24 protein-coding genes are annotated in these 25,600 nt (G+C 72.0%); 13 read left to right on the top strand and 11 right to left on the bottom strand.

Annotation, left to right across the window (positions count from 1 at the left end):
* Positions 1-233: 233 nt before the first annotated feature.
* The 7 genes from AMO33_RS25765 (at position 234) to AMO33_RS25735 (ending at position 6,620) form a co-directional block, all read left to right on the top strand.
* The gene (locus tag AMO33_RS25765) at positions 234-491 is read left to right on the top strand and encodes a WhiB family transcriptional regulator (RefSeq protein ID WP_371392066.1); all 258 of its coding nucleotides are present in this window, start codon (positions 234-236) and stop codon (positions 489-491) included.
* Positions 492-578: 87 nt separating this feature from the next.
* Positions 579-1,058 (top strand): metallopeptidase family protein, encoded by a 480-nt coding sequence (locus tag AMO33_RS25760; protein WP_011211158.1) that lies wholly within the window; start codon positions 579-581, stop codon positions 1,056-1,058.
* An 81-nt stretch (positions 1,059-1,139) separates the two neighbouring features.
* Positions 1,140-1,517, top strand: a complete 378-nt coding sequence (locus tag AMO33_RS25755) for a DUF3499 domain-containing protein (RefSeq protein WP_011211159.1) — start codon at positions 1,140-1,142, stop codon at positions 1,515-1,517.
* Between the two features lie 63 nt (positions 1,518-1,580).
* Positions 1,581-2,957 carry a phosphomannomutase/phosphoglucomutase gene (locus AMO33_RS25750; RefSeq protein ID WP_060594579.1) on the top strand — a complete coding sequence of 459 codons (1,377 nt, stop codon included), beginning with the start codon at positions 1,581-1,583 and terminating at the stop codon, positions 2,955-2,957.
* A 193-nt stretch (positions 2,958-3,150) separates the two neighbouring features.
* A complete protein-coding gene (locus AMO33_RS25745) occupies positions 3,151-4,398 on the top strand; it encodes a hypothetical protein (protein WP_060594578.1) in 1,248 nt (415 codons plus the stop codon).
* Positions 4,398-5,621: a mannose-6-phosphate isomerase, class I gene (gene manA, locus AMO33_RS25740; RefSeq protein WP_060594577.1), complete on the top strand. Its 1,224-nt coding sequence runs from the start codon at positions 4,398-4,400 to the stop codon at positions 5,619-5,621. The genes AMO33_RS25745 and manA overlap by 1 nt, the downstream gene beginning before the upstream one ends.
* 78 nt (positions 5,622-5,699) lie before the next feature.
* On the top strand, positions 5,700-6,620 hold the full coding sequence (locus AMO33_RS25735; RefSeq protein WP_060594576.1) for a cation diffusion facilitator family transporter: 921 nt from the start codon (positions 5,700-5,702) through the stop codon (positions 6,618-6,620).
* 218 nt (positions 6,621-6,838) lie between these two features.
* On the opposite strand, the gene AMO33_RS25730 is transcribed toward AMO33_RS25735, so the two are convergent.
* From AMO33_RS25730 to AMO33_RS25710, 5 genes are all read right to left on the bottom strand, one after another.
* On the bottom strand, positions 6,839-8,302 hold the full coding sequence (locus tag AMO33_RS25730) for a phytoene desaturase family protein (RefSeq protein WP_060594575.1): 1,464 nt from the start codon (positions 8,300-8,302) through the stop codon (positions 6,839-6,841).
* Between the two features lie 58 nt (positions 8,303-8,360).
* The gene (locus AMO33_RS25725) at positions 8,361-9,725 is read right to left on the bottom strand and encodes an MFS transporter (protein WP_060594574.1); all 1,365 of its coding nucleotides are present in this window, start codon (positions 9,723-9,725) and stop codon (positions 8,361-8,363) included.
* Positions 9,726-9,797: 72 nt separating this feature from the next.
* Positions 9,798-11,219, bottom strand: a complete 1,422-nt coding sequence (locus AMO33_RS25720) for an MFS transporter (RefSeq protein WP_060594573.1) — start codon at positions 11,217-11,219, stop codon at positions 9,798-9,800.
* Between the two features lie 81 nt (positions 11,220-11,300).
* Positions 11,301-12,119, bottom strand: a complete 819-nt coding sequence (locus AMO33_RS25715; RefSeq protein ID WP_060594572.1) for a hypothetical protein — start codon at positions 12,117-12,119, stop codon at positions 11,301-11,303.
* Positions 12,120-12,279: 160 nt separating this feature from the next.
* On the bottom strand, positions 12,280-13,647 hold the full coding sequence (locus AMO33_RS25710; RefSeq protein WP_011211168.1) for a C4-dicarboxylate transporter DctA: 1,368 nt from the start codon (positions 13,645-13,647) through the stop codon (positions 12,280-12,282).
* 116 nt (positions 13,648-13,763) lie between these two features.
* Here AMO33_RS25710 and AMO33_RS25705 point away from each other — a divergent pair, with 116 nt between their 5' ends.
* Positions 13,764-15,317 (top strand): sensor histidine kinase, encoded by a 1,554-nt coding sequence (locus AMO33_RS25705; RefSeq protein WP_060594571.1) that lies wholly within the window; start codon positions 13,764-13,766, stop codon positions 15,315-15,317.
* Positions 15,314-16,009: a response regulator gene (locus tag AMO33_RS25700; protein WP_011211170.1), complete on the top strand. Its 696-nt coding sequence runs from the start codon at positions 15,314-15,316 to the stop codon at positions 16,007-16,009. Before AMO33_RS25705 ends, AMO33_RS25700 begins: the two co-directional genes overlap by 4 nt.
* Here AMO33_RS25700 and manB read toward each other — a convergent pair.
* Genes manB through rfbD form a run of 3 tightly spaced genes read right to left on the bottom strand, consistent with a single transcriptional unit; the run spans position 16,006 to position 18,891 of the window.
* A complete protein-coding gene (gene manB, locus AMO33_RS25695; RefSeq protein ID WP_011211171.1) occupies positions 16,006-17,085 on the bottom strand; it encodes a mannose-1-phosphate guanylyltransferase in 1,080 nt (359 codons plus the stop codon). The two genes, AMO33_RS25700 and manB, sit on opposite strands and share 4 nt — an antisense overlap.
* Before the next feature lie 25 nt (positions 17,086-17,110).
* Complete coding sequence (locus AMO33_RS25690; RefSeq protein WP_076574229.1) at positions 17,111-18,010, bottom strand: glycosyltransferase family 2 protein; 900 nt, start codon at positions 18,008-18,010, stop codon at positions 17,111-17,113.
* A 23-nt stretch (positions 18,011-18,033) separates the two neighbouring features.
* Positions 18,034-18,891, bottom strand: a complete 858-nt coding sequence (gene rfbD, locus AMO33_RS25685; protein WP_076574231.1) for a dTDP-4-dehydrorhamnose reductase — start codon at positions 18,889-18,891, stop codon at positions 18,034-18,036.
* A gap of 166 nt (positions 18,892-19,057) precedes the next feature.
* Here rfbD and AMO33_RS25680 point away from each other — a divergent pair, with 166 nt between their 5' ends.
* The 3 genes from AMO33_RS25680 (at position 19,058) to AMO33_RS25670 (ending at position 22,747) form a co-directional block, all read left to right on the top strand.
* Positions 19,058-20,545, top strand: a complete 1,488-nt coding sequence (locus tag AMO33_RS25680; RefSeq protein WP_011211174.1) for an LCP family protein — start codon at positions 19,058-19,060, stop codon at positions 20,543-20,545.
* Positions 20,533-21,255 (top strand): TIGR03089 family protein, encoded by a 723-nt coding sequence (locus tag AMO33_RS25675; RefSeq protein WP_041560380.1) that lies wholly within the window; start codon positions 20,533-20,535, stop codon positions 21,253-21,255. The genes AMO33_RS25680 and AMO33_RS25675 overlap by 13 nt, the downstream gene beginning before the upstream one ends.
* A gap of 181 nt (positions 21,256-21,436) precedes the next feature.
* Positions 21,437-22,747, top strand: coding sequence for a cytochrome P450 (locus tag AMO33_RS25670; protein ID WP_060594570.1), 1,311 nt, complete (start codon positions 21,437-21,439; stop codon positions 22,745-22,747).
* On the opposite strand, the gene AMO33_RS25665 is transcribed toward AMO33_RS25670, so the two are convergent.
* The gene (locus AMO33_RS25665; protein WP_076574233.1) at positions 22,740-24,311 is read right to left on the bottom strand and encodes a carboxylesterase/lipase family protein; all 1,572 of its coding nucleotides are present in this window, start codon (positions 24,309-24,311) and stop codon (positions 22,740-22,742) included. The two genes, AMO33_RS25670 and AMO33_RS25665, sit on opposite strands and share 8 nt — an antisense overlap.
* A gap of 174 nt (positions 24,312-24,485) precedes the next feature.
* On the opposite strand from AMO33_RS25665, the gene AMO33_RS25660 reads away from it, so the two are divergent.
* A complete protein-coding gene (locus AMO33_RS25660; RefSeq protein ID WP_011211178.1) occupies positions 24,486-24,707 on the top strand; it encodes an FmdB family zinc ribbon protein in 222 nt (73 codons plus the stop codon).
* On the opposite strand, the gene AMO33_RS25655 is transcribed toward AMO33_RS25660, so the two are convergent.
* Positions 24,704-24,997 (bottom strand): SelT/SelW/SelH family protein, encoded by a 294-nt coding sequence (locus AMO33_RS25655; RefSeq protein ID WP_060594569.1) that lies wholly within the window; start codon positions 24,995-24,997, stop codon positions 24,704-24,706. The two genes, AMO33_RS25660 and AMO33_RS25655, sit on opposite strands and share 4 nt — an antisense overlap.
* 56 nt (positions 24,998-25,053) lie before the next feature.
* A complete protein-coding gene (locus AMO33_RS25650) occupies positions 25,054-25,443 on the bottom strand; it encodes a YchJ family protein (protein WP_011211180.1) in 390 nt (129 codons plus the stop codon).
* Between the last annotated feature and the right edge of the window lie 157 nt (positions 25,444-25,600).

Below are 25,600 nucleotides of genomic sequence, written 5' to 3'. Positions count from 1 at the left end.
GGGTGACGTGCTCGGGGATGTCCGCGGGACAACGTCGCGGGGTAGGGCCGTCGGTGTGCGTGTTGGTCCGACGGAAAGAAGCACTCTGCGCTAACACACAGTGAGGAGGCGGAGCGATGACCGGAGACATGGTCGCGCGAACCGATTCCACAGCAGGCGCAGCACGTGGCGTCTGCGCAGACATCGGCCGCGAACACGACGGGGGTGAGGCGGTGTCGGCTCCTCGACTGAGCCTGGTGGTCACGGGCTTTGACGAGTTGTTCGAATCCATCGAAGAGCAGTGGCAGGAGCGTGCCCTGTGCGCGCAGACCGATCCGGAGGCGTTCTTCCCCGAGAAGGGCGGCTCGACGCGGGAGGCGAAACGGATCTGCATGGGCTGCGAGGTGCGCGACGAATGCCTGGAGTACGCGCTCGCACACGACGAGCGTTTCGGAATCTGGGGCGGGCTCTCCGAACGGGAGCGCCGTCGCCTCAAGCGTGGCATCAGCTGACCCGCGCGGCCGGCTGACGGAGGACGACGTGGCACCTCGCACCGACCTCGATACCGGGGTCGGTGCGAGTTCACCTAGATTTCAGTCATGGCACGTTCTCGCAATCGACGACCGCCGACCGCCCGGTCGGTGATCCGCCGCGGCCGCGGTGTGCGCGGTCCGATGCTCCCGCCGACCGTGCCCGCCTGGCGCACCCGCGGCCAACAGTTCGACCGCCTCGTCCTCGAGGCCTTCGCGCCCATCGATTCGCGCTGGCACGACCGGCTGACCAAGCTCGACATCGCCGTCGACGACGTGCCGAAAATCCGCCCGCTGCATCCGGATTCGGTCTCCTGGCCGGACGAGGTGGTCGCCGACGGGCCGGTACCGCTCTCGCGGCTGGTGCCCGCCGGGCTCGACCGCCACGGCGCCGCCACCCGCGCCAGGATCGTGCTGTTCCGCAAACCGCTGGAACTCCGCGCCGGGGATCCGGACGATCTGGTCGATCTGCTGCGCGAGGTCCTCATCCAGCAGGTCGCGACCTACCTCGGGGTCGACCCGGACATCATCGACCCGGACTCGGCGTAACGGGATGGTCACCGCCACCCGGCCCCGCGTGTCTGTGCACATCCTGAGGATCGGCGCGATACTCTCATCCGCGTGATCCCCATGCGTCGTTGCTGCCGACCCGGCTGCAAGAATCCGGCCGTCGCGACGCTCACGTATGTGTACTCCGACTCGACGGCAGTGGTCGGGCCGCTGGCGACGGTGGCCGAGCCGCATTCCTGGGACCTGTGCGAGACCCACGCGTCGCGCATCACCGCGCCCAAGGGCTGGGAACTGGTCCGCCACGAGGGTGGCTTCTCCACCAGTCCCGACGACGACGATCTGACCGCGCTGGCCGAGGCCGTGCGCGAGGCCGGGCTGCGGCGGCGTCCGCCCGAGGCCGACCAGCGTGGTTACCGGGAGTACGCACCGCCGCCGCAGCGGACCACCCGCACGGGGCGTCGTGGGCATCTGCGCGTGCTGCCCGACCCGCCGAGCTGACCCCGCCACGGCTGGGGTGGGCAGTGGTCCGGCCTGTGGTGCGGGCACATTAGGGTGTGGGGCATGACTGTCGCCCGCTCTGCCGAGTTCGTGAACGCGGTGATCAAGGCCTACGACGTTCGTGGTGTGGTCGGTGACCAGATCGACGCGCGGTTCGTCGAGGACGTGGGGGCCTCCTTCGCGCGGTTGATGCGCGGCGAGGGCGCGACCCGGGTGGTCGTCGGGCACGACATGCGCGAGTCCTCCCCCGAGCTGGCGGCGGCCTTCGCCGAGGGCGTCACCGCGCAGGGCCTCGACGTGGTGCACATCGGGCTCGCCTCCACCGACGAGTTGTACTTCGCCTCGGGCCGATTGGGCTGTCCGGGCGCGATGTTCACCGCAAGCCACAACCCGGCCCGGTACAACGGCATCAAGCTGTGCCGGGCCAACGCGCTGCCGGTCGGGCAGGACACCGGCCTGGCCACCATCAAGGACGAACTCGTCGCGGGCGTGCCCGGCCACGACGGCGCGCGCGGCACCACGAGCACGATCGACCTGCTCGACGACTACGCCACCTTCCTGCGGGAGCTGGTGAACCTCACCGACATCCGCCCGCTCACCATCGCGGTCGACGCGGGCAACGGGATGGGCGGGCACACCGTGCCCGCGGTGCTCGGCGCGCTGCCGCAGGTGACCATCGTGCCGCTGTACTTCGAGCTCGACGGCAGCTTCCCCAATCACGAGGCCAATCCGCTCGACCCGAAGAACCTGGTCGACCTGCAGAAGCTGGTGCGCGAGTCCGGCGCGGACATCGGCCTGGCCTTCGACGGCGACGCCGACCGCTGCTTCGTGGTGGACGAGAACGGCGAGCCGGTCTCCCCCTCGGCGATCACCGCGCTGGTGGCCGAGCGCGAACTCGCCGAGGAGCCGGGCGCCACCATCATCCACAACCTGATCACCTCGCGGGCGGTGCCGGAGCTGGTGCGCTCGCTGGGCGGCACGCCGGTGCGCACCCGCGTCGGGCACTCCTTCATCAAGCAGCAGATGGCCGCCACCGGCGCGGTGTTCGGCGGCGAGCACTCCGCGCACTACTACTTCCGCGATTTCTGGGGCGCCGATTCGGGCATGCTGGCCGCGCTGCACGTGCTGGCCGCCCTCGGCGAGAAGGACCGCCCCGTCTCCGAGCTGATGGCGGCCTACAGCGCGTACGCGGCCTCGGGCGAGATCAACTCCACGGTGGACGACGCGCAGGCCCGCACCGCCGCCGTGCTCGACGCGTTCGCCGACCGCGCCACGTCGGTGGACCGCCTCGACGGGGTGACCGTGCAGCTGGCCGACGACGCCTGGTTCAATCTGCGCGCCTCCAACACCGAGCCGTTGCTGCGACTCAACGTGGAGGCCAGGTCGGCCGACGAAGTAGACGCACTCGTGACCGAGATTCTGACCATCGTGCGCTCCTGACTGGGATAGTGGAACTACGACGGAGTGGAATCACACGTTCGGGATTCGACCGGGCGCCGCCGTGCCCGCGACCGGATTCCGAGCGTCGGCCGCTCCCGGCTGGAATAGTGGAAACACAGACAGAGGATTCGCCCGACCAGGGCTGGGTGTGGACGATCCGGACGCAGCGCGATGAGGGGAGGTGGGACGCCCGATGATCGCTGGGACACCGGTGCTCGACCTCGACGATGCCGCTTCACTCGAGGCGGCCGACAGCGGCGGCGCATTGCGCTCGGCCGCCTCGGGCGGTGCGCAGGTGCGTGCCACCGCGGCGGCCGTCGGTGAGAACGCCCTCGCCAGGCTCGCCGATCTGCGACCACGCAGCGTGGTCTTCGTGTCCGGTTCGGGCCGGGCGGCGCGCGCGGCCGGACTGCTGATGATGGCGCTGGGCGACCGGGCCGGGCTGCCCGTCGTGCACGCGGCCGGGTTGCCGCCCTGGGTGGGCCCGTTGGACGTGGTGCTGGTGGCCGGCGACGACGCGGGCGATCCGCGGCTGATCGACGCGGTGGACCGAGCGCTGCGCCGCGGCGCCGAGGTCGTGGTGGCCGCGCCGAACGAGGGACCGTTGCGGATGGCGGCCGCCGGCCGGGCCGCGCTGCTGGAACCGCGGGTGCCGGTGCTCGACCACAATCGCCTGCTGCGCTTCCTCGCCGCGGGCATCGCGGTGCTGCGCATGGTCGACCCCGCCCGTAGCGGCGCCGCCGTGCCGGAGCTGACGGCGCTGGCCGACATGCTCGACGCCGAGGCGCTGCGCGACGCGCCGCAGAACGAGGTCTTCCACAATCCGGCCAAAACGCTGGCCGCGCGCATGCAGCAGCGCGGCCTGGTGCTGGTCGGCGACTCCCCCGCCGCCGCCGAACTGGCCGACCACGCCGCCGAGGTGCTGTTGCAGGCCGCGGGGCGGGTGGCGAGTTCGGCCGATCTCGCCGAAGCGGTGGCCGCGGGTCCGCAGCTGACCGCGGCCGCGGGCGAACAGGCGCCGGACTTCGATCCGCTGTTCCACGACGAGGAACTCGACGGTCCGGCACCGGTCGACCGGATCCGGGTCTTCGTGCTGAGCACCGACCCGGACCAGACCGCCGCCCGCCGCAGGCTCGCCGTGTTCGGCACCGGCGGCCTGGTCGACGCCGATCTGGTGACCGCCGACATCGACCTGCTGCGGTCCGCGCTGACCGATCCGGCCGCGCTCACACCGCAACCGGAGGACCGCACCGCGACCGGCGACCACGGCACCGAGCTCGAACAGCTGGCCGTGCTCGCCCTGCGTCTCGAGATGGCCGCCGCCTACCTGCGCCTGATCGGCGGGCACGGCACGGCCGACGCGACGCCGGACTATCGCTCCGACGACTACCGGGACGAGGACTACACCAGCGCCGACCAGTACGACGGGGGACGTTTCTAGTGCACGAACTCGTTGGTGCGCTGCGTTCCTATGCCTGGGGTTCGCGCACCGCGCTCGCCGAGCTGTGCGGCAGGCCGGTGCCGTCGGCCCATCCCGAGGCCGAACTGTGGTTCGGCGCGCACCCGGCCGACCCCGCGTATGTGACGCTCGCCGAGGGCACCACCAAATCGCTGCTGGATCTGGTGGCCGCCGATCCCGAACGCGAACTCGGCGCCGCCGGTGCGCAATTCGGCGACAAGCTGCCCTTCCTGCTGAAGATCCTCGCCGCCGAGGAACCGCTGTCGCTGCAGGCGCACCCCTCCGCCGAGCAGGCGCGCGCCGGGTTCGAGCGGGAGAACCGCGCCGGGGTCCCGCTCGACTCGCCGATGCGCAACTACCGCGACGACAATCACAAGCCGGAGCTGGTGGTGGCGTTGGACCGCTTCGAGGCGCTGGCCGGGTTCCGGGCGCCGGAGCGCACCGTCGAGCTGTTCCGGGCGCTGGCGGTTCCCGAGCTCGAGCAGTACGCCGATCTGCTCGCCGCCCAACCGGATTCGGCGGGACTGCGAACGCTGTTCACCACCTGGATCACCCTGCCGCAGCCGGTGCTGGCGACGCTGTTGCCCGCGGTGCTGGACGGCTGCGTGCGCTATCTGTCCGGCAAGGGCAAGCGTCCGTTCGTGGCGGAGGCGCGCACCGCGCTCGAACTGGCCGAGGTCTATCCGGGCGACGCGGGCGTGCTGGCGGCGCTGCTGCTGAACCGGCTCACCCTGGAACCGGGCCAGGCGCTGTTCCTCGACGCCGGCAACCTGCACGCCTATCTGCGCGGTGTCGGCGTGGAGATCATGGCCAACTCCGACAACGTGCTGCGCGGCGGGCTCACCCCCAAGCACGTGGACGTGCCGGAACTGTTGCGCATCCTGGACTTCGAGCCGATCGAGCTGCCGGTGGTGTTGCCGGAGCCGGGCGGCGACGGCTCGGTGCACTACCGCACCCCGGCCCCGGAATTCGCGCTGCGACGCTTCGACCTGGTCGAAGGGGCGGGTCAGGTGCCGCTCACCGACGCCGGGCCCGGCATCGTGCTGTGCACCGCGGGCACGGTGCTGCTGCGGCACGGCGACGACGAGCTGACCGTGGGCCGCGGCTCGGCGGCGTGGATCTCCGCCGCCGACAGCGACATCCGCGCCCGGGCCGTGGACGGACCCACCCAGGTGTTCTGCGCCTGCGTCGGCGGCGGGGCCTGAGCCGCCCGCACTCGGACAACGCCGCCGCGACAGGCTAAGTTAGCCGGGTTCGGTGAAACGAGAGAGGACATCCACGACATGTCTGCTGGTGGCGGCAAGAAGGCGATCCTCGCCGCGTTGACGGCCAACGCGGGTATCGCGACCGCGAAGTTCATCGGCGCGGCGATCACCGGGTCGGCCTCGATGCTGGCCGAGGCGGTGCACTCGGTGGCCGACACCTCCAACCAGGGCCTGCTGCTGTTCGGCCAGGCGCGTGCGGCGAAGGAAGCCGACGAGCTGCACCAGTTCGGGTACGGGCGCAGCCGCTACTTCTATTCGTTCGTGGTGGCGCTGGTGCTGTTCACCCTCGGCTCGATCTACGCGATCTACGAGGGCATCCACAAGATCCAGCATCCCGAGGACCTGACCTCGCCCATCGTCGCCATCGTGATCCTGCTGATCGCGATCGGCCTGGAGACGTTCAGCTTCGTCACCGCGATCCGGGAATCCCGCCCGCTGAAGGGCCGGGCGAGCTGGTGGCGGTTCATCCGCAACTCGCGCAGCCCCGAGCTGCCGGTGGTGCTGCTCGAGGACCTGGGCGCCCTCGTCGGCCTGATCCTGGCCTTCCTCGGCGTCGGCCTGACCATGGTCACCGGCGACGCGATCTTCGACGGCATCGGCACCCTGTGCATCGGTGTGCTGCTCGGCATCATCGCGATCATCCTCATCATCGAGATGCACAGCCTGCTCATCGGTGAGGGGGCGACCGCCGAGGAGGACCGCGCGATCCGTGCCGCACTGGTCGACGGCGAGCGCATCGACCGCGTCATCCACCTCAAGACCCAGTACCTGGGGCCGGAGGAGATCCTGGTGGCCGCGAAGATCGGCATCGTGCCGGACATGGATATCGCCGCGGTCGCCGCCGCCATCGACGGCGCCGAGGCGCGGGTGCGCGCGGCGGTGCCCGCGGCCAGGATCATCTACCTCGAGCCCGACCTCTACCGCACGCCCGTCGCCTGAACGGGTCAGCGACCGGCGATTTCAGCACCGCCTGAGCGGGTCAGCGGCCGGAGGCGGCAGCGCAGCATCACCACGCAGGCCGCCCCGCACAGGCGAAATCCAACACAGCCTGAGCGGGTCAGCGGCCGGAGGCGGCAGCGCAGCATCACCACGCAGGCCGCCCCGCCCAGGCGCAATTAGACACCGCCTGAGCGGGTCAGCGGCCGGAGGCGGCGTGCTCAGGTGCGCACCGCCGTGCCGAGGAGTTCCAGTGGGTCGGTGGTGATGTCGAACTCGCGGCGCAGGACGTGCCGGGCGGCGTTGAGGCCGTTCATGCCGTGCACGCCCGGACCGGGCGGGGTGGCGGAGGAGCAGAGGTAGACGCCGGGCAGCGGTGTGGCGTAGGGATTCCACCGGGGGGCGGGGCGGAACAGGACCTGCGGGAGGATCATCGCGCCCGCGGAGATGTCGCCGCCGACGTAGTTGGCGTTGTGGGTGGGCAGTTCGGCGGCGGTGCGGGTGTTGTGCGCGAGGATCAGGTCGCGGAAGCCGGGGGCGAACCGCTCGACCTGGGCGATCACCGCGTCGGTGACGTCGAGGTCCGAGCCGTGCGGTACGTGCGCGTAGGTGTAGAAGGTGTATTTGCCCGCGGGAGCGCGGGAATCGTCGACCACGCCGGGCTGGATGGCCAGCACGTAGGGGCGTTCGGCGTGTCTGCCCGAGGCGACCGCGCCCTCGGCGGCCATCGCCTCGGCCCGGCTGCCGACCAGGTGCAGGGTTCCTGCCTGGGCGCAGTCCGGGGCAGCCCACGGCACCGGGCCCGACAACGCGAAGTCGACCTTGCAGGCGGCGCCGCCGTAACGGAATCGGCGCAGCCGCCTGGCATATCCGGCGGGTAGCCGGTCCTGCGCGAGTCGCAGCAGTTCGGCGGGCGAGGTGTCGAGCACGATCGCGCGGGCGCCGCCGAACTCGTCGAGGGAGTCCACCCGGTGACCGGTGTGCACGCTGCCGCCGAGGCGTTCGAGTTCGGCGATCAGGGCGTCGGCGATGGCCTGGCTGCCGCCGCGCGGGATCACCCAGCCCGCCGCGTGCGCCAGGGTGCCCAGCAGCACGCCCGCGCCGACGGCGGGTAGCGCGCGCGGTGAGGTGATCGCGTGGGTGGCGACGCCGGTGAGCAGCGCGGGCGCGACGTCGCCACGGAAACGCAGATTCCACAGCGGCGAGCCCTGTTCCAGCAGACGCAGGCCGAACCGGACCGCGGTCGGCAGGTCCGGCGGCAGATGCCGCAGGTCGGACATGGCCACGCCGACCACGCCCGGCCAGTCGCGCACCAGCGGCTCGAAGAACGAGCGCCAGGCGGGACCGTCGGGCCCGAGGTCGGCGACGGTGCGGTCGAGGTCGCGCCAGGCGACGCCGGCCCGGCCGCCGTCGAGCGGATGGGCGTAGGAGGCCGGGGGTGCCAGCAGTTCCACCCCGTGCGCGGCGAGGTCGAAGGCACGGAAGAACGGGGACGCCGACGCCATCGGATGGGCTCCGGCGCAGACGTCGTGGTGGAAGCCGGGCAGTGTCAGCTCGGCCGTGCTGCATCCACCGCCCGCGGTCGCCGCCGCCTCGAACACCTCCACCGACAGCCCCGCCGACGCGAGAACCACCGCCGCCGCGAGACCGTTCGGCCCGGAACCCACCACCGCCACATCCGCCATGCCACCCACCGTAGGCGGCCGGGCACGTCCCGGCCACGACGCGCCGGGATCGCCTCGCTCAGGCGGCCGTCGCGTGCTCGCGTCGCGGCCACCGCGGGTGCGCCGCATCGATTACGTAGACGTGGGTGTGCTGGACGTAGCGGTCGTTCACCCGGATCGCGTCGGCGAGCAGCGCGGGGTCGACGGTGCCCGCCTCGTGCAGGTGGGTCAGCTCGGCCGGGTCGTGGCGCGGCCAGAGCCGGGCGGCGAGGACGGCGGCGCCGCTGGCGATCACGGCCAGCGTCAGCCAGGTGGTGGTGAGCCCGGCGGTGGTCGACAACCACCCGGTGAGCGGGTAGGTGAACAGCCAGGCCAGGTGCGAGAGCGAGAACTGCGCGGCGAAGAGGGCGGGGCGGTCGGCGGGCCGGGCCGAGCGGCGTAGCACCTGCCCGGTGGGCGTGAGCACCGCCGCGGTTCCCGCGCCGACGAGCGCCCAGACCGCGAGTGCCGCGCCCCACCGCCAGGTCCCGCTCCCGGCCGCCGACAGCGCGACGGCGGCGGCCAGGCCGGTCACCAGGACGCCCGCCCCGGCCAACAGCACCGGGCGGGCGCCGCGCCGGTCGAGGACGCGGGGCAGCAGCAGGGCGGCGAGCATGGTGCCGAATCCGTTGGCCGCCAACAGCACCGCCACGTCGGCCTGGTCGCCGCCGAGGGTGTCGCGGGCGTAGTTGACGGTGTTGACCATGACCACCGACCCCGCCGCGGCCACCACGACATTCAGGGCGAGCAGTCCGCGCAGGCGCGGTGTGGCGAGGAAGATCCGGGCGCCCGAGGCCAGGCGGGCGCCGAAACCCGCCGCGGTGGCGGCCTTCGCGTCCGGGATCCGGGTGCCGAGCACGAGCGCGGCCGAGATCGCGAAGCCGACCGCGGTGCCGAGGAACAGCCAGTGGAATCCGATGACGGCCAGGGCGGCCGCGGCCAGCAGCGGGCTCAGCAGTGTCTCCATGGTCGCGGCGAGCTGCGCGGCCGACAGCGCCCTGGTGTAGTCGCGTTCGTCGGGCAGGATGTCGGGGATCACGGCCTGGTAGGTGGGGGTGAACGCGGCCGAGGCGGTCTGCAGCACCGCGATCAGGACGTAGATCTGCCAGACCTGGTCGACGAAGGGCAGCGCGGGCACGACCGCGGCGCGGATCATGTTGAGCGCGACCAGGAACGACCGCCGCGGCAGCCGGTGGGCCACGGCGCCTGCGACCGGGGCGACTGTCACGTAGACCAGCATCTTGACCGTGAGCGCGGTGCCGAGCACGACGGCGGCGTCGGCGCCGGCGAGTTCGTAGGCGAGCAGACCGAGCGCCACGGTGGTCGATCCGGTGCCGAACAGGGCGGAGATCTGGGCGGCGAACAGTCGGCGGTAGTCGCGGTGGGTGAACAGTGCGGCGAACATGATTTCTCCTCGACCGGCGCGGGGTGGGCGGCTCGGGCGGGCATCCGGGTGGGCTGCCCGCCCGAGTCCGGCTCATTCGGGTTGTGGCGCGGCGGCTTTCGCGGGGCTGGACAGGGTGGCCGCGGCCACTGCCGCGCCGACCAGGGCGATGGCGGCGGCGCCGAGGAAGGCCGCGGAGAAGCCGTCGGTCAGCCGGGGCAGGTCACCGAGCCGGTCGGCGCCGAACGCCGTGGCCACGGCGGTCATCGCGGCCAGCCCGAGCGCCGAGCCGATCTGGTAGCTGACGTTGACCAGGCCCGAGGCCAGGCCGCCCTCCTCCGGCCGGGCCGCGCCGATGGCGGTGCCGAGCGAGGGGATGAAGGCCAGCGACATGCCACCGGCGGCAACGAGCGAGGCGGGCAGGACGTCGATCCAGAAGGTGCCGGTCGGGCGGATCAGCGACATGATGCCCAGGCCGAGTCCGAGCACCGCCAGGCCGGTCACGATCATCGGCTTCGCGCCGAACCGCTGCATCGCCCGCGGTGCGAGCACGATCATGCCGAGCATGATCAGGGTCGTCATCGGCAGCAGCGCCGCGCCCGAGGGGAAGGCGCTGTAGCCGAGAACCTGCTGCAGGTACAGGTTCAGGAAGAACCACATCGGCACCCATGCGGCGCCGAGCAGCAGCTGGGCGAGGTTGGCGGCGGCGAGGTCGGGTGCGCGGAAGATGCGCAGCGGCATCAGCGGTTCGGTGCGGCGCGACTGCAGTGCCACGAACCCGGCGAGCAGCGCGGCGGCCACCGCGAGCACGCCCCAGGTCTGCCCCGACGCCCAACCCACCTCGGGCGCGCGGACGATGCCGTAGACGGCGGCGGCCAGGCCCGCGGTGGCGGTGACGGCGCCGAGCAGGTCGAGCGAGCCGGAACGGGCCGGGGCGGCGGGCATCAGCGCGGGCGCCGCGAGCAACGCCAGCACGGCGATCGGGATGTTGATGTAGAACACCCAGGGCCAGCTGATGTATTCGGTGATGACACCGCCGAGGAACACGCCCGCGGTGCCGCCCGCGGGTGCCGCGGCACCGTAGATCGCCAGCGCCTTGGTCAGTTCCTGCGGCGAGGACCCGAACAGCATCATCAGCAGGGTCAGCGCCGACGGTGCGATCATGGCCGCGCCCGCGCCCTGGATCGCCCGGCCCGCCAGTTCGACGCCGACGGTGCCCGCCGCGCCGGCCAGCACCGAACCGACCAGCAGCACCACCCAGCCCGCGGCGAACACGCGGCGGGCGCCGAACAGGTCCGAGAGCCTGCCGCCGAGCAGCAGCAGGCCGCCGAAGGCGATGACGTAGGCGTTGAACACCCAGGTCAGGTTCTCCTGCGAGAAGCCGAGATCGGCCTGCATGCGGGGCAGGGCGATCCCGATGATCGAGGTGTCCATGATGACCATGAACTGGGCGGTGGCGATCACCGCGAGAGCCCACCACTTCCGAGTGGTGGTGGTGTGTACCTGCGTACTCATGACAATGTCCGTCCTGTTTACCTTACCCCGGTAGGGTATTTGCCTATGCAGCGGTCGGCCCGGTGATTTCCGGTTACCGGGTCAGCGCGGGGTGGCGAGGGTGAAAGCGGCTGTGCGGACGACGCCTTCGTGCTGGAAGTCGAGGAACAGCCGGTAGGTTCCCCGGCCGGGCACCACGGTGTGGAAGCCGATCTCGGGGCCCGCCGGGGTGCTGCCGTCACCCGGCTCGCCGGTCGGGTGGACGTGCACGTAGGCGAGATCGCCCGCGCGCAGGACCACCAGGTGGCCGTAGGCGCCGAGGTAGGGGTCCAGGTCGGTGACCGGCGCGCCGCCCTTGCCGACCGTGAGGGTCAGCGTGCGCCCTTCGCCCGCGGCGAGTTCGCCGTCGAGGGTGACGGCGTAGCCGTCCACGTGGGCGGTGCGCTCGGGCGCGGGCAGCGGTAGCGGATCGTAGTGTCCCGCGACCGCGAGGTCGGCGCCCAAGGTGATGGTGCGACCGAGGGCGCGCGGCGCGATGTCGGTGAAGACCCGGTAGGCGCCGGGCTGGATCGGATCGATCCGGACGGTCCAGTCGCCCCGCTCGTCGCGCACCGGGTGCACGTGCTGGAAGCCGGTCAGTTCGCGGCGGGCGAGGATGAGGTGCAGCTCGCGCTCGTGAATGGGGGCGAAGTCGGTGACCGCGGCGCCGTCCGGGCCGAGGATGCGGAACCGCAGCTCGGCCTCCCCCGCCGCGAGGATGGGCGCGTCGAGCTCGAGCGTGTAGCCGGCCTCGGTGATCTGTAAACCGCCGGGGGCGGCGGCATGCTCGGCGTGGCCCTCGATCCGCGGGTCGGCCGCGTGCGCGGCGTGACCGGCGGCGGCGTGGTCGGCGTGGTGGTGCGCGTGCGCGGTGGCGTTCATGGCGACTCTCCTCGGTTCGTTGTCCGTTCGACTCCCGAGAGAGTAATACCCCCTGGGGGTATGCGCAACAGGGGAAGTGGACCCGAGGCCGCCACGGCCGGTACCGCGAGAACAGCCGAAGGGCCCGTGGATCGTCCACGGGCCCTTCGGTCTGGCTCGGTCAGGCCGAGACCAGCTGCTTGGGAGCGGGTTCGGCGGTGGTCTCGGCCGGACGGTCCCCGGCGTGGTCGTCGACCATCACGCTCTCGTCGAAGGGCAGCTTCCGGTCGAGCACGGCGGCGACGCGGTCGGCGTCCACGGTCTTGGTCCAGGTGCCGATCAGCAGGGTGGCCACCGCGTTGCCGGAGAAGTTGGTCAGCGCCCGGGCCTCGGACATGAACCGGTCGATCCCGACGATCAGGCCCACGCCGTCGAGCAGTTCGGGACGGTGGCTCTGCAGGCCGCCCGCAAGCGTGGCCAGCCCGGCGCCGGTGACGCCCGCCGCGCCCTTGGACGCCACGATCATGAACACCAGCAGGCCCAGCTGCTCGCCCAGACCCAGCGGGTTGCCCATCGCGTCGGCGATGAAGATCGAGGCCATGGTCAGGTAGATCGCGGTGCCGTCGAGGTTGAACGAGTAGCCGGTGGGCACCACCACGCCGACGGTGGTGCGCTGCACGCCGAGGTGTTCCATCTTGGCGATCAGCCGCGGCAGCGCCGACTCCGACGACGAGGTGCCGACGATGAGCAGGTACTCCCTGGCCAGGTAGCGCGCCAGCTTGAAGATCGACACCCCGGAGACCACCCGCACCAGCACGCCGAGCACGCCGAAGACGAACACCAGGCAGGTCAGGTAGAAGGCGACCATCAGGGTGCCCAGTTGCAGCACCGCGTCCAGACCGGTCTTGCCGACGACGTTGGCGATCGCGCCGAACGCGCCCACCGGCGCCAGCCACAGGATCATCGACAGGATGCGGAAGACCAGCTTCTGCAACACGCTCACCCCGCGCAGCACCGGCTCGCCCGCACTGCCCATCGCCTGCACCGCGAAACCGACCAGCAGCGCGACGAACAGCGCCTGCAGCACGCTGCCCGCGGTGAGCGAGGACAGCAGCGAGGTGGGCACGATGCCGTGGATGAAGTCCCAGGTACCGCCCGCACCGTGCGCCTGGTCGGCATAGGAGGCGCCCGCTCCGGCGTGCTCGGCGATGTTCATGCCGGTGCCCGGGTCGAGCAGGTTGCCGACGACCAGGCCGATGCCCAGCGCCACCGTCGACATGGCCAGGAAGTAGCCGAGCGCCAGGCCGCCGACCCGGCCGACGGTCGCGGCGGTGCGCACCGAGCCGATGCCGAGCACGATCGTGCAGAAGATGACCGGGGCGATCATCATCTTGATCAGGTCGACGAACAGCGTGCCCAGCGGCGCCAGCGAGACGCCGACCCCGGGCGCCAGCCAGCCGACCAGGATGCCCGCGGCGACGGCCACGAGCACGGCCAGATACAACCAGTGGGTGCGGTCGCGCCGCCGGGTGGGGGTGGGGTCGCTCATCGTCGTCTCCTCGCAGTGATGCCGAACTGCCTGCCGTCGAGGCCTCGTGTGGAGAATGATTGCCGCAGGCGTGACGCCGGTCACTGTTTGGTACATAACGTTCAGCGGAGGTTGCGGTGCGACGAGTCCGGTCGACACTCGCCGGACAGGCCTTCGTGCTCCAGCTGGTGGTGCTGTCCCTGGTGATCGGCGGCCTCGCGGTGCTCGCGGTGTTCGACGCCCGCCGCAGCATCGACGCCACCATCGAACAGCGCGTGACCGATGTGGCGGTGAGCGTCGCGGCCGCGCCCTCCACCCGCGCCGCCGTCGCCGCGCCCGACCCGACCGCGCTGCTGCAACCGGTCACCGAGGAGATCCGGCGGCGCACCGGGATGGACTTCATCGTGGTGATGGCACCGGACCGCACCCGCTACACCCACACCGACCCGGCCCGGATCGGGCTGCCGTTCAGCGGCACCATCGATCGCGCGCTGGCCGGGGAGACCTTCACCGAGACCTACACCGGCACCCTCGGGCCCTCCATCCGTGCCGTCACGCCGGTGCGCGACGGCGACCGAGTGGTCGCGCTCGTCTCGGCCGGGGTGACCCGCGACCGCATCGCCGACCAGGTGGCCCGGCGGGTGCCGACGATTCTCGCCGTGGCGGCGGGCCTGCTGGTCGCGGCCGCGGGATCGTTGCTGCTGGCGCGGCGACTGCGCAGGCAGACCCTGGGCCTGGCGCCCGACGAGCTGCGGGTGATGTACGAACACCACGACGCCGTCCTGCATTCGATCCACGAGGGCCTGGTGGTCTTCGGCCCGGGTCAGCGCGCCGAGGTGGTCAACGACGAGGCGCGCAGGCTGCTCGACCTGCCCGACGGCGTGGTGCGCCGCGCCGACCTGCCGCCCTCGCTGCGCGCGCTCGGCACCGGTGTGGTGCGCGACGAGACGCACGTGACCGCCGACCGCGTGCTGCTGGTCAACCAGGACGTGGTGACCTCGCAGGGCCGCCCGCTGGGCACCGTGCTGACCCTGCGCGACCACACCGAATTGCGCGGCGTGCTGGGCGAACTCGCCTCGGTGCGCGGTTTCGCCGAATCGCTGCGGGCCCAAGCACACGAGGCCGCCAACCGGCTGCACACCGTGGTCACCATGGTCGAGCTGGGTCGTCACCGGGAGGCCGTCGAATTCGCCACCGCCGAGCTGGAACTCTCGCAGGCGTTGATCGACCGGCTGACCGGCGCGCTCGGCGATCCGGTACTGGTCGCGCTGCTGCTCGGCAAGGTGGACCAGGCCGCCGAACGCGGGGTGGAACTCACCGTCGCCGAGGACACCGCACTGGACTCGCTGGCCCCGCTCACCCCGGGTGAAGCGGTGACCCTGCTGGGCAACCTCATCGACAACGCCATCGACGCCGCCGCCGACAGCGCCGACGCCTGGGTGGAGGTCTCGCTGCGCCGCGACGAACCGGGCGCGCAGCTGCACGTGCGGGTCGGCGACAGCGGGCCGGGGCTGTCGGCCGAGGATTTCGCGCGCGCGGCCGAACGCGGCTACACCACCAAGGACGACCACCACGGCCTCGGACTGGCCCTGGTGCACCGGCTGGTGACCCGCCACGGCGGCACGATCACCGCCGAGCGCAGCCCGGAAAGCACGGTGACGGTGCGCATTCCGTATGGTGGCCCGTCGTGATCCGGGTGCTCATCGTGGAGGACGAACCACTGATCGCCGAGGCACACCGCGCCTACGTCGGCCGGGTGCCCGGGTTCACCGCGGTCGCGGTGGCGGGCAGCGGCCGCGAGGCCATGCGGGCCGCCGCCGACGCGGCGGCCGGCGGCACACCGATCGACCTGGTGCTGCTCGACCTCGGGCTGCCCGACAGCACCGGGCTGGAGCTGGCCGCGGCCCTGTCGACGCTGCCCGCCGCCCCCGACATCATCGCGATCACCTCGGCCAGGGATCTGGCGATGGTGCGCGCCGCGGTCGCCAGCGGTGTGGTGCTGTATCTGCTCAAGCCGTTCACCTTCGCGGCCTTCCGCGACAAGCTCGAACGCTACCTGGAGTTCCGCGCGGCCCTGCCCGCGGGCGAGACCGCGGTCTCCCAGCAAGACATCGATCGGGCGCTCAACGCGCTGCGCACCCCGGACCAGCGCGCGAGCGCGCCGAAAGGCGTCGCGCCACAGACCCTGGCGGAGATCTCCCGGGTGGTCCGCGACGCCACCGCCGATGGCGTCACCGCGGCCGAAACGGCCACCGCCGTGGGCGTTTCCCGCATCACCGCGTGGCGGTATCTGGAGAAGCTCGCCGAGGACGGACTGGTGACCCGCCGGTCGGAATACGGTCGCGCGGGCCGGCCGAAGACGCGTTACGTGTGGAAACGCTAGACGTCGGTGGAGAAGCGGATGCCGCCGTCGGGGATCTCCACGCCGGGCCAGATCCGGGCACCGCGCAGCAGCTCGCAGCGGGCGCCGACGTTGGCGCCGTCGCCGATCACCGCGTCGCGGACCAGCGCGCGCGGACCGATGCGCGCGCCGAAACCGATGATGGACCGCTCGACGGTGGCACCGGCCTCCACGCACGCGCCGTCGAAGATCACCGCGCCGTCCAGCCGCGCGCCCGCGCCGATCTCGGCACCGCGGCCGACCACCGTGCCGCCGATCAACAGCGCGCCCGGCGCGACCCCCGCGCCGGGATGCACCAGCGATTCGCCGCGCTGACCCGGCAGCGCGGGCGAGGGCGCGATCCCGCGCACCAGGTCGGCCGAGCCGCGCACGAAGTCCTCGGGAGTACCCATGTCGCGCCAGTAGGAGGTGTCCACGTGCCCCTGCACGCGGGCGCCCTCGGCCAGCAGCGCCGGGAACACCTCGCGTTCCACCGACACCGGCCTGCCCGCGGGGATCTTCTCGATGTACTCGCGGCGGAAGACGTAGCAACCGGCGTTGATCTGGTCGGTCGGCGGGTCCTGGGTCTTCTCCAGGAACGCGGTGACGCGCCCCTCCTCGTCGGTGGGCACGCAGCCGAACGCGCGCGGGTCGCTCACCCGCACCAGGTGCAGGGTGACGTCGGCGCCGGTGCTGTGGTGGGTGTCGAGCACCGCGCCCAGGTCGGTGCCGCCGAGCACGTCGCCGTTGAACACCATGACGGTGTCGTGGCGCAGCTTGGGCAGCACGTTGCGGATGCCGCCGCCGGTGCCGAGCGGCTCGGACTCGGTGACGTATTCGATCTCGAGACCCAGATCGGAGCCGTCGCCGAAGTGTTCCTCGAACACCTCCGCCTTGAAGGCGGTGCCCAGCACCACGTGCGTGATACCGGCCTCGGCGATGCGCGCCAGCAGGTGCGTCAGGAACGGCAGGCCCGCCGTCGGCAGCATCGGCTTGGGCGCCGACAGGGTGAGCGGACGCAGCCGCGTCCCCTGACCGCCGACCAGAATCACGGCGTCGGTGCCTTGCTGTCCTGCCATCGTTGTTCCCCTGTTCACACTGGTACTACCGACCGCGCTCGCGCGCTTGCTGGCGCAGCGCAGATCGAACCGCAAGACGGGAGCGGATCGCAAGTCCGGCCCGCAACGCCAGCCGCAGCGGCGCCTGCCACCAGTGCGGATGCCGGTCGGCCTGGAAGCGATAGGCGCTGGCGTGGTGGGCGGGCAGCATCCGTTCCGGATGGCGTCCCGCGGCATGTCCCTTGGCGTGGGTCACCTCGGCGGCGGGCACGAACACGTTGTGCCAGCCCGCCCGGCCCAGCCGGTCGCCGAAGTCGACGTCCTCCATGTACATGAAGTAGCGGGAGTCGAAGCCGTCGATCGAGTCGAAGGCGGCCCGGCGCACCAGCAGGCACGAGCCCGACAACCAGCCGACGGCGCGCTCGGCGAGTTCCTCGTGCTCCTGCCGGTAGCGCCGCGTCCACGGGTTGCCCGGCCACACCGCCCCCAGGATCGCGTGTCCGGCACCGTCGAGCAGGCCGGGCACCGCGCGTGCGGAGGGGTAGACGCTGCCGTCCGGTTCACGCACCAGCGGGCCGAGCGCGCCCGCGCGTGGCCAGCGGGCGGCGGCCGCGAGCAGGATGTCGATGGCGCCCGCACCCCAGCGGATGTCCGGGTTGGCGATGACGACGAACTCGATCCCGGGGTCGAGTTCGGCGACCGCCCGGTTGATCGCGGCGCCGTAGCCGATGTTGCCGCCGGTGCGCAGCAGCCGCACGTTCGCCGACGCCTCGGCCACCGATTCCGGCACGCCGTCGACCGAGCCGTTGTCGGCCAGGATCACCTGCGGCGTCGCGCTGGTCGCGGCGGCCAGCGTGGTGACGAAGTGCTCGAGGTGCTCCCCCGGTGAATAGGTCACCGTGACCACGGCCAGGCCACCGGAGGCGGCGGAATCGGAAACGCTCACGACAGCCCAGCGTAGGTGTCGGTTCAGCGGTTGCCCAACGCCTCGTGCAGCGCCGCCCGCCAGGGTCGCAGCGGGGTCAGACCGGCCCCGACCCAGGCCCGGTTCGACAGCACCGAGTAGGCCGGCCGCGGCGCGGGCCGCGGGAAGGCCGAGGACGCGCACGGCCGCACCCGCTCGGGATCGGCGCCGATCTCGGCGAACACCGCCCGCGCCAGCTCGAACCAGCTCGCCGTCCCGGCGTTGGTGGCGTGCAGCAGCGGCGGCGCCGCCGGGGTGGCGGCGAGTTCGAGCAGGCCCGCGGCCAGGTCGGCGGCGTAGGTGGGCGAGCCGATCTGGTCGTCGACCACGTCGACGGTGGGACGTTCGGCGGCGAAGCGGCGCATGGTGGCGACGAAATCGCCCCGGTCGCCGGTGTAGACCCAGGCGGTGCGCACCACGTGCGCGGCGGGGGCCAGGTCGAGCACCGCCCGCTCCCCCGCCAGCTTGGATCGCCCGTACACCGAGGCCGGGGCGGTCGGATCCGTGGGTTCGTACGGGTCGGTGTGGGTACCCCCGAAGACGTAGTCGGTGGACAGATGGATGAGCCGGGCGCCCGCGCGTGCGCAGGCCGACGCCAGCACGGCCGGACCGGTCCCGTTGACGGCGAAGGCGGCGTCGGGTTCGGTCTCGGCCTTGTCGACGGCGGTGTAGGCGGCGCAGTTGATCACGACATCCCCCGGGTGGACGACGGCGCGGACGGCGTCGGCGTCGGTGATGTCGAGGTGCGCGCGGTCGTATCCGCGCGCGTGCGGGGCCAGGCGCATCAGGTGGCGGCCGACCTGCCCGGCCGCGCCGGTGACGACGAGACGGGCGGGCGAACGGTGCGGTACGGCGTCGGTCACGGCCGCAAGTCTGGCACGCCGGTACACGTGCGGGTGCGGTCGATGACGGTAGCCGTTGGTTAGCCTGGAGCCACGAATCCGCCCCGGGGCGGGGAAGGGACCCGGGGGTGACGGCGGGAGGTGGGGGCGTCCCGGGGGCGTAGTCGGGTAGTCGAGAGGATGCGCAGTGCCACGCAGAAGGGAACCGGTGCCGTCGCGGCCGTCCGGGGGCGGGCCGACCGGCCTGCGACCCGTGCGGATCGCCGTCGCGGCGGTGGCGGCGATGGTGTTCGTGGTCACCGGCTTCGCCTGGCACAGCGTCGACGCGCTGATCGGCAACATCGAACGCATCGATGACCTCGGCCTCGGCGGCGCCCGCGACGGCGCGGTGGACATCCTGCTGGTCGGCGTGGACAGCCGCACCGACGCGCACGGCGACCCGCTGTCGGAGGACGAGAAGGCGATGCTGCACGCCGGTGACGAGGTGGGCACCAACACCGACACCATCGTGCTGGTCCGGGTGCCCAACGACGGCAGCTCCGCCACCGCGATCTCGCTGCCGCGCGACTCCTACGTCGACATCCCCGGTCTGGGCAAGGGCAAGATCAACAGCGCCTACGGCGTGACCAAGGAGACCGAGCGGTTGAAGCTGCTCGATCAGGGGGTGTCCGAGGCGGAGGCCGAGAAGCGCTCCACCAGAGCGGGCCGCCAGGCGCTGATCAAGACCGTGGCCGACCTCACCGGCATCACCGTCGACCACTACGCCGAGGTCAGCCTGCTCGGCTTCGTGCTGCTGACCGACGCGGTGGGTGGGGTCGAGGTGTGCCTGAACAATCCGGTGGACGAATGGATGTCGGGCGCGCGGTTCCCGGCCGGCAGGCAGCGGCTGGACGGCCCGCAGGCGCTGAGCTTCGTGCGCCAGCGCCACGACCTGCCGCGCGGCGACCTGGACCGGATCGTGCGCCAGCAGGTGTTCATGGCCCAGCTGGTCAACCAGGTGCTCAGCGCCAAGACGCTCAGCAACCCGAACAAACTCAACGAACTCAGCGACGCGGTCGGGCGCACGGTGGTGCTCGACGAGAACTGGGACGTGCTGGCCTTCCTGCAACAGCTGCGCGACCTGTCCGGCGGTCAGGTGAAGTTCGAGACCATCCCGGTGGCCGACCTCAACGGCATGACCAGCAACGGCGAGTCCGTGGTGCGGGTCGAACCGAAGGAGGTGAAGTCCTACGTCGCCGGGCTGGTCGGCGAGGATGCCGACGAGCCGCAGTCCCCGCGGGTGGACCCGTCGACGGTGACGGTGGACGTGTTCAACGCCAGCTCGGTGGGCGGCCTGGCGGGTCAGGTGTCGCAGGCGCTGGCGGGCAAGGGTTTCCAGCCGGGCCGGGTGGGCAACTATTCGGGTGCGGGCGTCACCGGTTCCCGGGTGCTCGCGGCGGACACCTCGAATCCGGGTGCCGAGGCGGTCGCCGAGGCGCTCGGCGGGCTGACGGTCGTCGCCGACTCCTCGATGTCTCCGGACGCGGTGAGCGTGGTGCTGGCGAGCGACTATTCTGGCCCGGGCTCGGCCGCGGGATCACTGTTCGACTTCTCCGGAACGTCGACCTCCGCGACGCCCGTCCCGCCCGCCCCACCGATCGACGCAGGCCAGAACGGACCGAAATGCGTGAACTGACCCAGACCATGACGCTCACCGAGGCGCTGCTGGACCCGATCCTCAGCCGCGACCCCGCGGCGCCGCGCATCACCTACTACGACGACGCCACCGGCGCCAGGATCGAGCTGTCCGGGGCGACCCTGGCGAACTGGGCGGCCAAGACCGCCAACCTGATTCGCGACGAGTTCGGCCTCACCGCGGGCGCGCGGGTCGCGGTGCTGCTGCCCGCGCACTGGCAGACCGCCGCGGTGCTGCTCGGCTGCTGGTGGGCCGGTGTCGAAGTGGTGCTGCGCCCGGATCCCGACGCCGAGCTGGCGCTGGTCGCCGCCGACCGGATCGACGAGGCCGACGGCATCCCCGAGGTCGCCGCGCTGTCACTGGACCCGATGGGCGCGCCGGTGCGCGACCTGCCGATCGGCGTCACCGACTTCGCCACCTCGGTGCGGGTGCACGGCGACCAGTTCCTGCCGCGCGGCGTCGGCGCCGCCCTGGACGGGATGCCGGTGGCCGACGTGGTCGCCGCGGCTCGCAAGGCCGCGCTGCGCCAGGGCATCGGCGAGGGCGACCGGGTGCTGTCGAGCCTGCCGTGGGAGACCGCGGCCGAGCTGATCGACGGCCTGCTCGCGACGCTGGCCGCCGGCGCGGGGCTGGTGCAGGTGGTGAATCCCGACCCGGCGCAACGACCGCGGCGAGTGGAGACCGAGCGAATCACGGTGCAACTCGCCTGAGCGGGTCAGCGGCCGAAGGCGGCAGCGCAGCATCACCACGTAGGCCGCCCCGCTCAGGCGAAATCGGACACCGCCCTGAGCTCCTACTCGGGTAGGAGCGCGGGTCCGACCCGGGGCCGTTTCGCTACCGGCCCGCGATCCGTACCGTGGTGTCCATCACACGACGACGGGTGGGTGGGATATGAGGCTGCGGTACTGGTTCCGATGGCTGTCCGCGCAAGGCGCGCCGCGACTGGTCCTGCGCACGCAGGCGCGCCGGGGTGATCCGTTCGCCCGGCTGGTGGGCGGGCGCGAGGGCATCGAGGACCCCTATCCGCTGATCGAGCAGTTGCGCGGCGACGGCGGCCCGGTGCGCACGCCGCTGTCGTGGGCCGCCTTCGACCACGAGTTGTGCCGCGCGATCCTGCGCGACAACCGGTTCGGGGTCCGCTCCCCGCAGAGCTTCACCGCGTTCGAGCCGTTGAAGCGGCTGGCGGCCAGGTCGCCGCTGCCGCCCAACCCGGTCGAGCCGCCCTCGATGCTGGTGATCGACCCGCCCGAGCACACCGCGATGCGCAAACCGGTGGCGGCCGCGTTCACCCCGCGCGCGATCGGCAGGCTGCGGGACCGGGTGGCGAGCGTGACCACCGAACTGCTGGACGCGCTCCCCTCGCACGGCTCGGTCGATCTGGTGGCCGCCTACGCCTCGCAGGTGCCGATCGCGATCATCTCCGAGATGCTCGGCTTCCCCGACGCCGACCGGCAGATGTTCCTCGGCTGGGGCGACCGGATGACGCCGCTGCTCGACATCGGCATCCCGTGGCGGGCGCACAAGCGGGCGCTGCTGGCGATGGAGGTGATGAACGACTACCTCGACCGGCACATCGCCCGGCTGCGCCGCGAACCGGGCGACGACATCCTCAGCGCCCTGGTGACCGCGGGCGACCTCGACGACCACGCGCTGAAGGCCTCGGCCAGCCTGCTGATGGGCGCCGGCTTCGAGACCACGGTCAACCTCATCGGCAACGGCGTGGTCCAGTTGCTCGCCCACCCCGACCAGCTGGCCCGGCTGCGGGAGGAACCCGACCTGTGGCCCAACGCCGTCGAGGAGATCCTGCGGATCGATTCACCGGTGCAGAGCACCGCGCGCACGGCGCTGACCGATGTGGAACTCGACGGCGCCCTGCTGCGCCGCGGGCACACGGTGGTGCTGTCGTTGGCCGGGGCCAACCGGGATCCGAAGGTGTTCGCCGACCCGGAGCGCTTCGATGTGGCGCGGCCCAACGCCAAGGACCACCTGTCGTTCAGCAGCGGCATCCACGTCTGCCTGGGCGCCAGCCTGGCCAGGATGGAGGGCGTCTACGCGCTGCGGGCACTGTTCGAGCGGTTCCCGGATCTCGCGCTGGCCGAGCCGCCGCACCGCCGCGCGCTGTTCACCCTGCACGGCTACGAACGGATGCCGGTGCACCTGGGCAAGCGCGCGGCCGCGCGGGAGATGAGCCCGCTCAGCTGAAGCCGACCGCCTGGTCGCCCCAGGCCGTGTGCAGGTCGCGGTCGGGGTCGTCGACCACCCGGTCGATGGCGTCGATGAGCAGGGTGTGGCGGGTGTCCCGGTCGTAGGGCGGCCAATGCTTGGATCCGTCCAGCGCGGCCGGGACGCCGTGGCGGGCGAAGGCCAGCCAGCGCCGCATCATCCGGCCCGACACCTCGGTGGCCTGCTTGCGCCCGCCGAGCCAGAAGGTGGGGTCGTGGTTGAGCGTGCCGAAATTGCCGAACACATACGGCAATTCGGTGGCGTGCCCGGCGCCGACGCGAGCCGCCCGCAGCATCGGGGTGGCGTGGTCGAACCGGTAGACCCAGGTCATCGAGTGGGTGCAGTGGCCGTCGGCGACCCAGTGCGCGGGCATGCGGAAGGCGGCGTCGGTCGACATCGCCAGCGCCCCACGGGCTTTGCCCAGGTCCGGGTAGGCGGAGGCGATCTCGGCCACCCGCTCGGGCGACATGTCCGGATGACTCTCGGCGACGTCGCGCAGCATGATGGTCACCGCTTCCGGGGTGACCGGCATGATCGGCGAGCGGAACAGCCGGAACAGCGAGGCCTCGTCCTTGTTGGTGCCGATGATCAGCGGCACCCGGTGCGAGCGGCCCTGTTGGAAGCGGGTGATCGGGTAGTCGGGCAGCAGCTCCCCGTCGACCACCGGCGCGGCGGCCAACCGGCCGGGTTCCCTGAGCGGCACCTCGTCGAAGAGCACGCCCGCCGCCTGCACCAGCCGCTCGATGGGCAGCTCACCCACCTCGGCTGCGCGGTCCGGTGACAGGTCCAGCAGCTCGAGGAAACGGTGGGCGACCAGTTCGGCGCGTTGCCTGCCGAACACGGTGGTGGCGGGCGGGCTCTGCGCGATGGCCTTGTGGAACAGGCCGGCCGCGGCGGGCGCGGTCAGCAGCGCGGTCACGCACCCGGCGCCGGAGGACTCGCCGAACAGGGTGACGTTGTCCGGGTCACCGCCGAACGCCGCGATGTTCTCCCGCACCCATTCCAGCGCCCGGATCTGGTCGTGCAGACCGAGGTTCGGGGTGCAGCCGTCCACCACCGAGGAGAGGTCGAGGAAGCCGAGGACGCCGATGCGGTAGTTGACCGTAACCACCACCGCATCGCCGGTCTCGGCGAGCTTGCGACCGTCGTAGATCTTCTGCGCGGCGGTGCCGAGGCAGTAGGCGCCGCCGTGCAACCACACCAGCACCGGGCGCGGTTCCTCGGGTTCCCGCGGCTCGGTGGGCGCCCAGACGTTCAGCCACAGACAGTCCTCGCCCATGCGCAGCTCGGAGTCGACCGGAACCATCGTGCCCATCGTCTGCGGCGCGATGTCGCCGAACCGTACGCAGTCGCGCACGCCGTCCCACGGTTCGGGTGGCTCGGCGGGCCGGAACCGGCGGGGACCGGTCACCGGGGCGGCGTAGGGGATGCTGCGCCAGACCGCGATCGGCCCGTCCATGACGCCGCGGACCCGGCCGTGGGTGGTGTGGGCGACCGGCCCCGCGTCGTCGATCTCGACGGTGGTGTCGTATCGGGTGGTCATGGCCGCACCTCCTGGTCGTGTCCGCGGTGCCTCCGCGACCCGTCGGAAGTGCGCCACGTCCTCGGGGTCGGCACTGGTGGTCCTCTTTCGAGAGTACGTCCGGTTACGGACATCAACCGTTACCCCGTATCCGGCGCGCTACCGCAGGCCGGTCCGGCCCGCTACCCTGTGGCCGTGCCGAACTACAGCTTTCGTTGCCGCAGCTGCGGCGACACCTTCGAGGTGAACCGCCCGATGGCGCAGTCCGGCGACCCCGCCAGCTGCCCCGCCGGGCACGACGACACGGTCAAGCTGCTGACCACCTTCGCGACTGTGGGCAAGGCCACCGGCCCCGCCCAGGCCGCGCCGGCCGCGCCGGCCGGGGGCGGGTGCTGCGGCGGCGGGTGCTGCGCCTAGTCGGGGCTCGATCCGCTGGCGTGGCGGTCGGCGTGGCCGAGGTCACGGTCCGGCGCGACCCGGTCGCGCACGCGCTGCTTGAGCACGGTGATCTCGGGGAAGCCGCCGTCGGCCTTGCGCTCCCACACCTGCTCGCCGTCGACGGTGATCCGGAAGACCCCGCCCGTACCGGGCACGAGCGCGACCTCGGTCAGGTCGGTGCCGAAGGTGCTGAGCAGTTCCTGCGCCATCCAGCTCGCGCGCAACATCCAGCGGCACTGCGTGCAGTACTCGATCGCCACCCGTGACATGCTCGCCGACGCTACCGAATCGGCGAACGGTACGCCGGGGCGGTCCTCGGTGCCGGTCAGTCCTCGATGTCGCCGTCGAGGTACCGCCACTGCCCGTCCTCGCGGGCGAACCGGCTCACCTCGTGCAATTCGCCGCGGCCCTCGTCGGTGCGGTAGTGGGCGACGAACTCGACCACGCCGGTGTCGTCGAAGGGGCCGCCGCGCTCGGTGCGCACGATCTCCAGGAAGCGCCAGCGCAGGCCGTGGTCGAGGGAGAGTCGTTTCGGCCGGGTCCGCGAATGCCAGGAGCGCAGCAGATAGTCCGCGTCGCCGACCGCGAAGGCGACATAGCGCGAGCGCATCAGCGCCTCGGCCGTGGCCGCCTGCCGCTGCCCGGCCAGGACCGGGCCGCAGCAACGATCGAACGGCTCACCGCGGCGGCAGGGACAGCTCGAGGGCGCGCTCATACCGCGATTCTCACACCGGCGGCGCCCGGGGTGGCGCCGCGGGGTCCGCGGGGTATTTCGCACCGAAATTCGGCGGGGACTTGACGACGGCCCACCCGCAATGACAATATCGAAGTGGGAAGACACCGAATTCCGGTGTTTATTTCTTCTTGCCTCT

Source organism: Nocardia farcinica (assembly GCF_001182745.1).
Lineage (GTDB): Bacteria > Actinomycetota > Actinomycetes > Mycobacteriales > Mycobacteriaceae > Nocardia > Nocardia farcinica.
The sequence above is the reverse complement of the archived record's forward strand: the minus strand, read 5'-3'. Positions and strand labels throughout refer to the sequence as shown.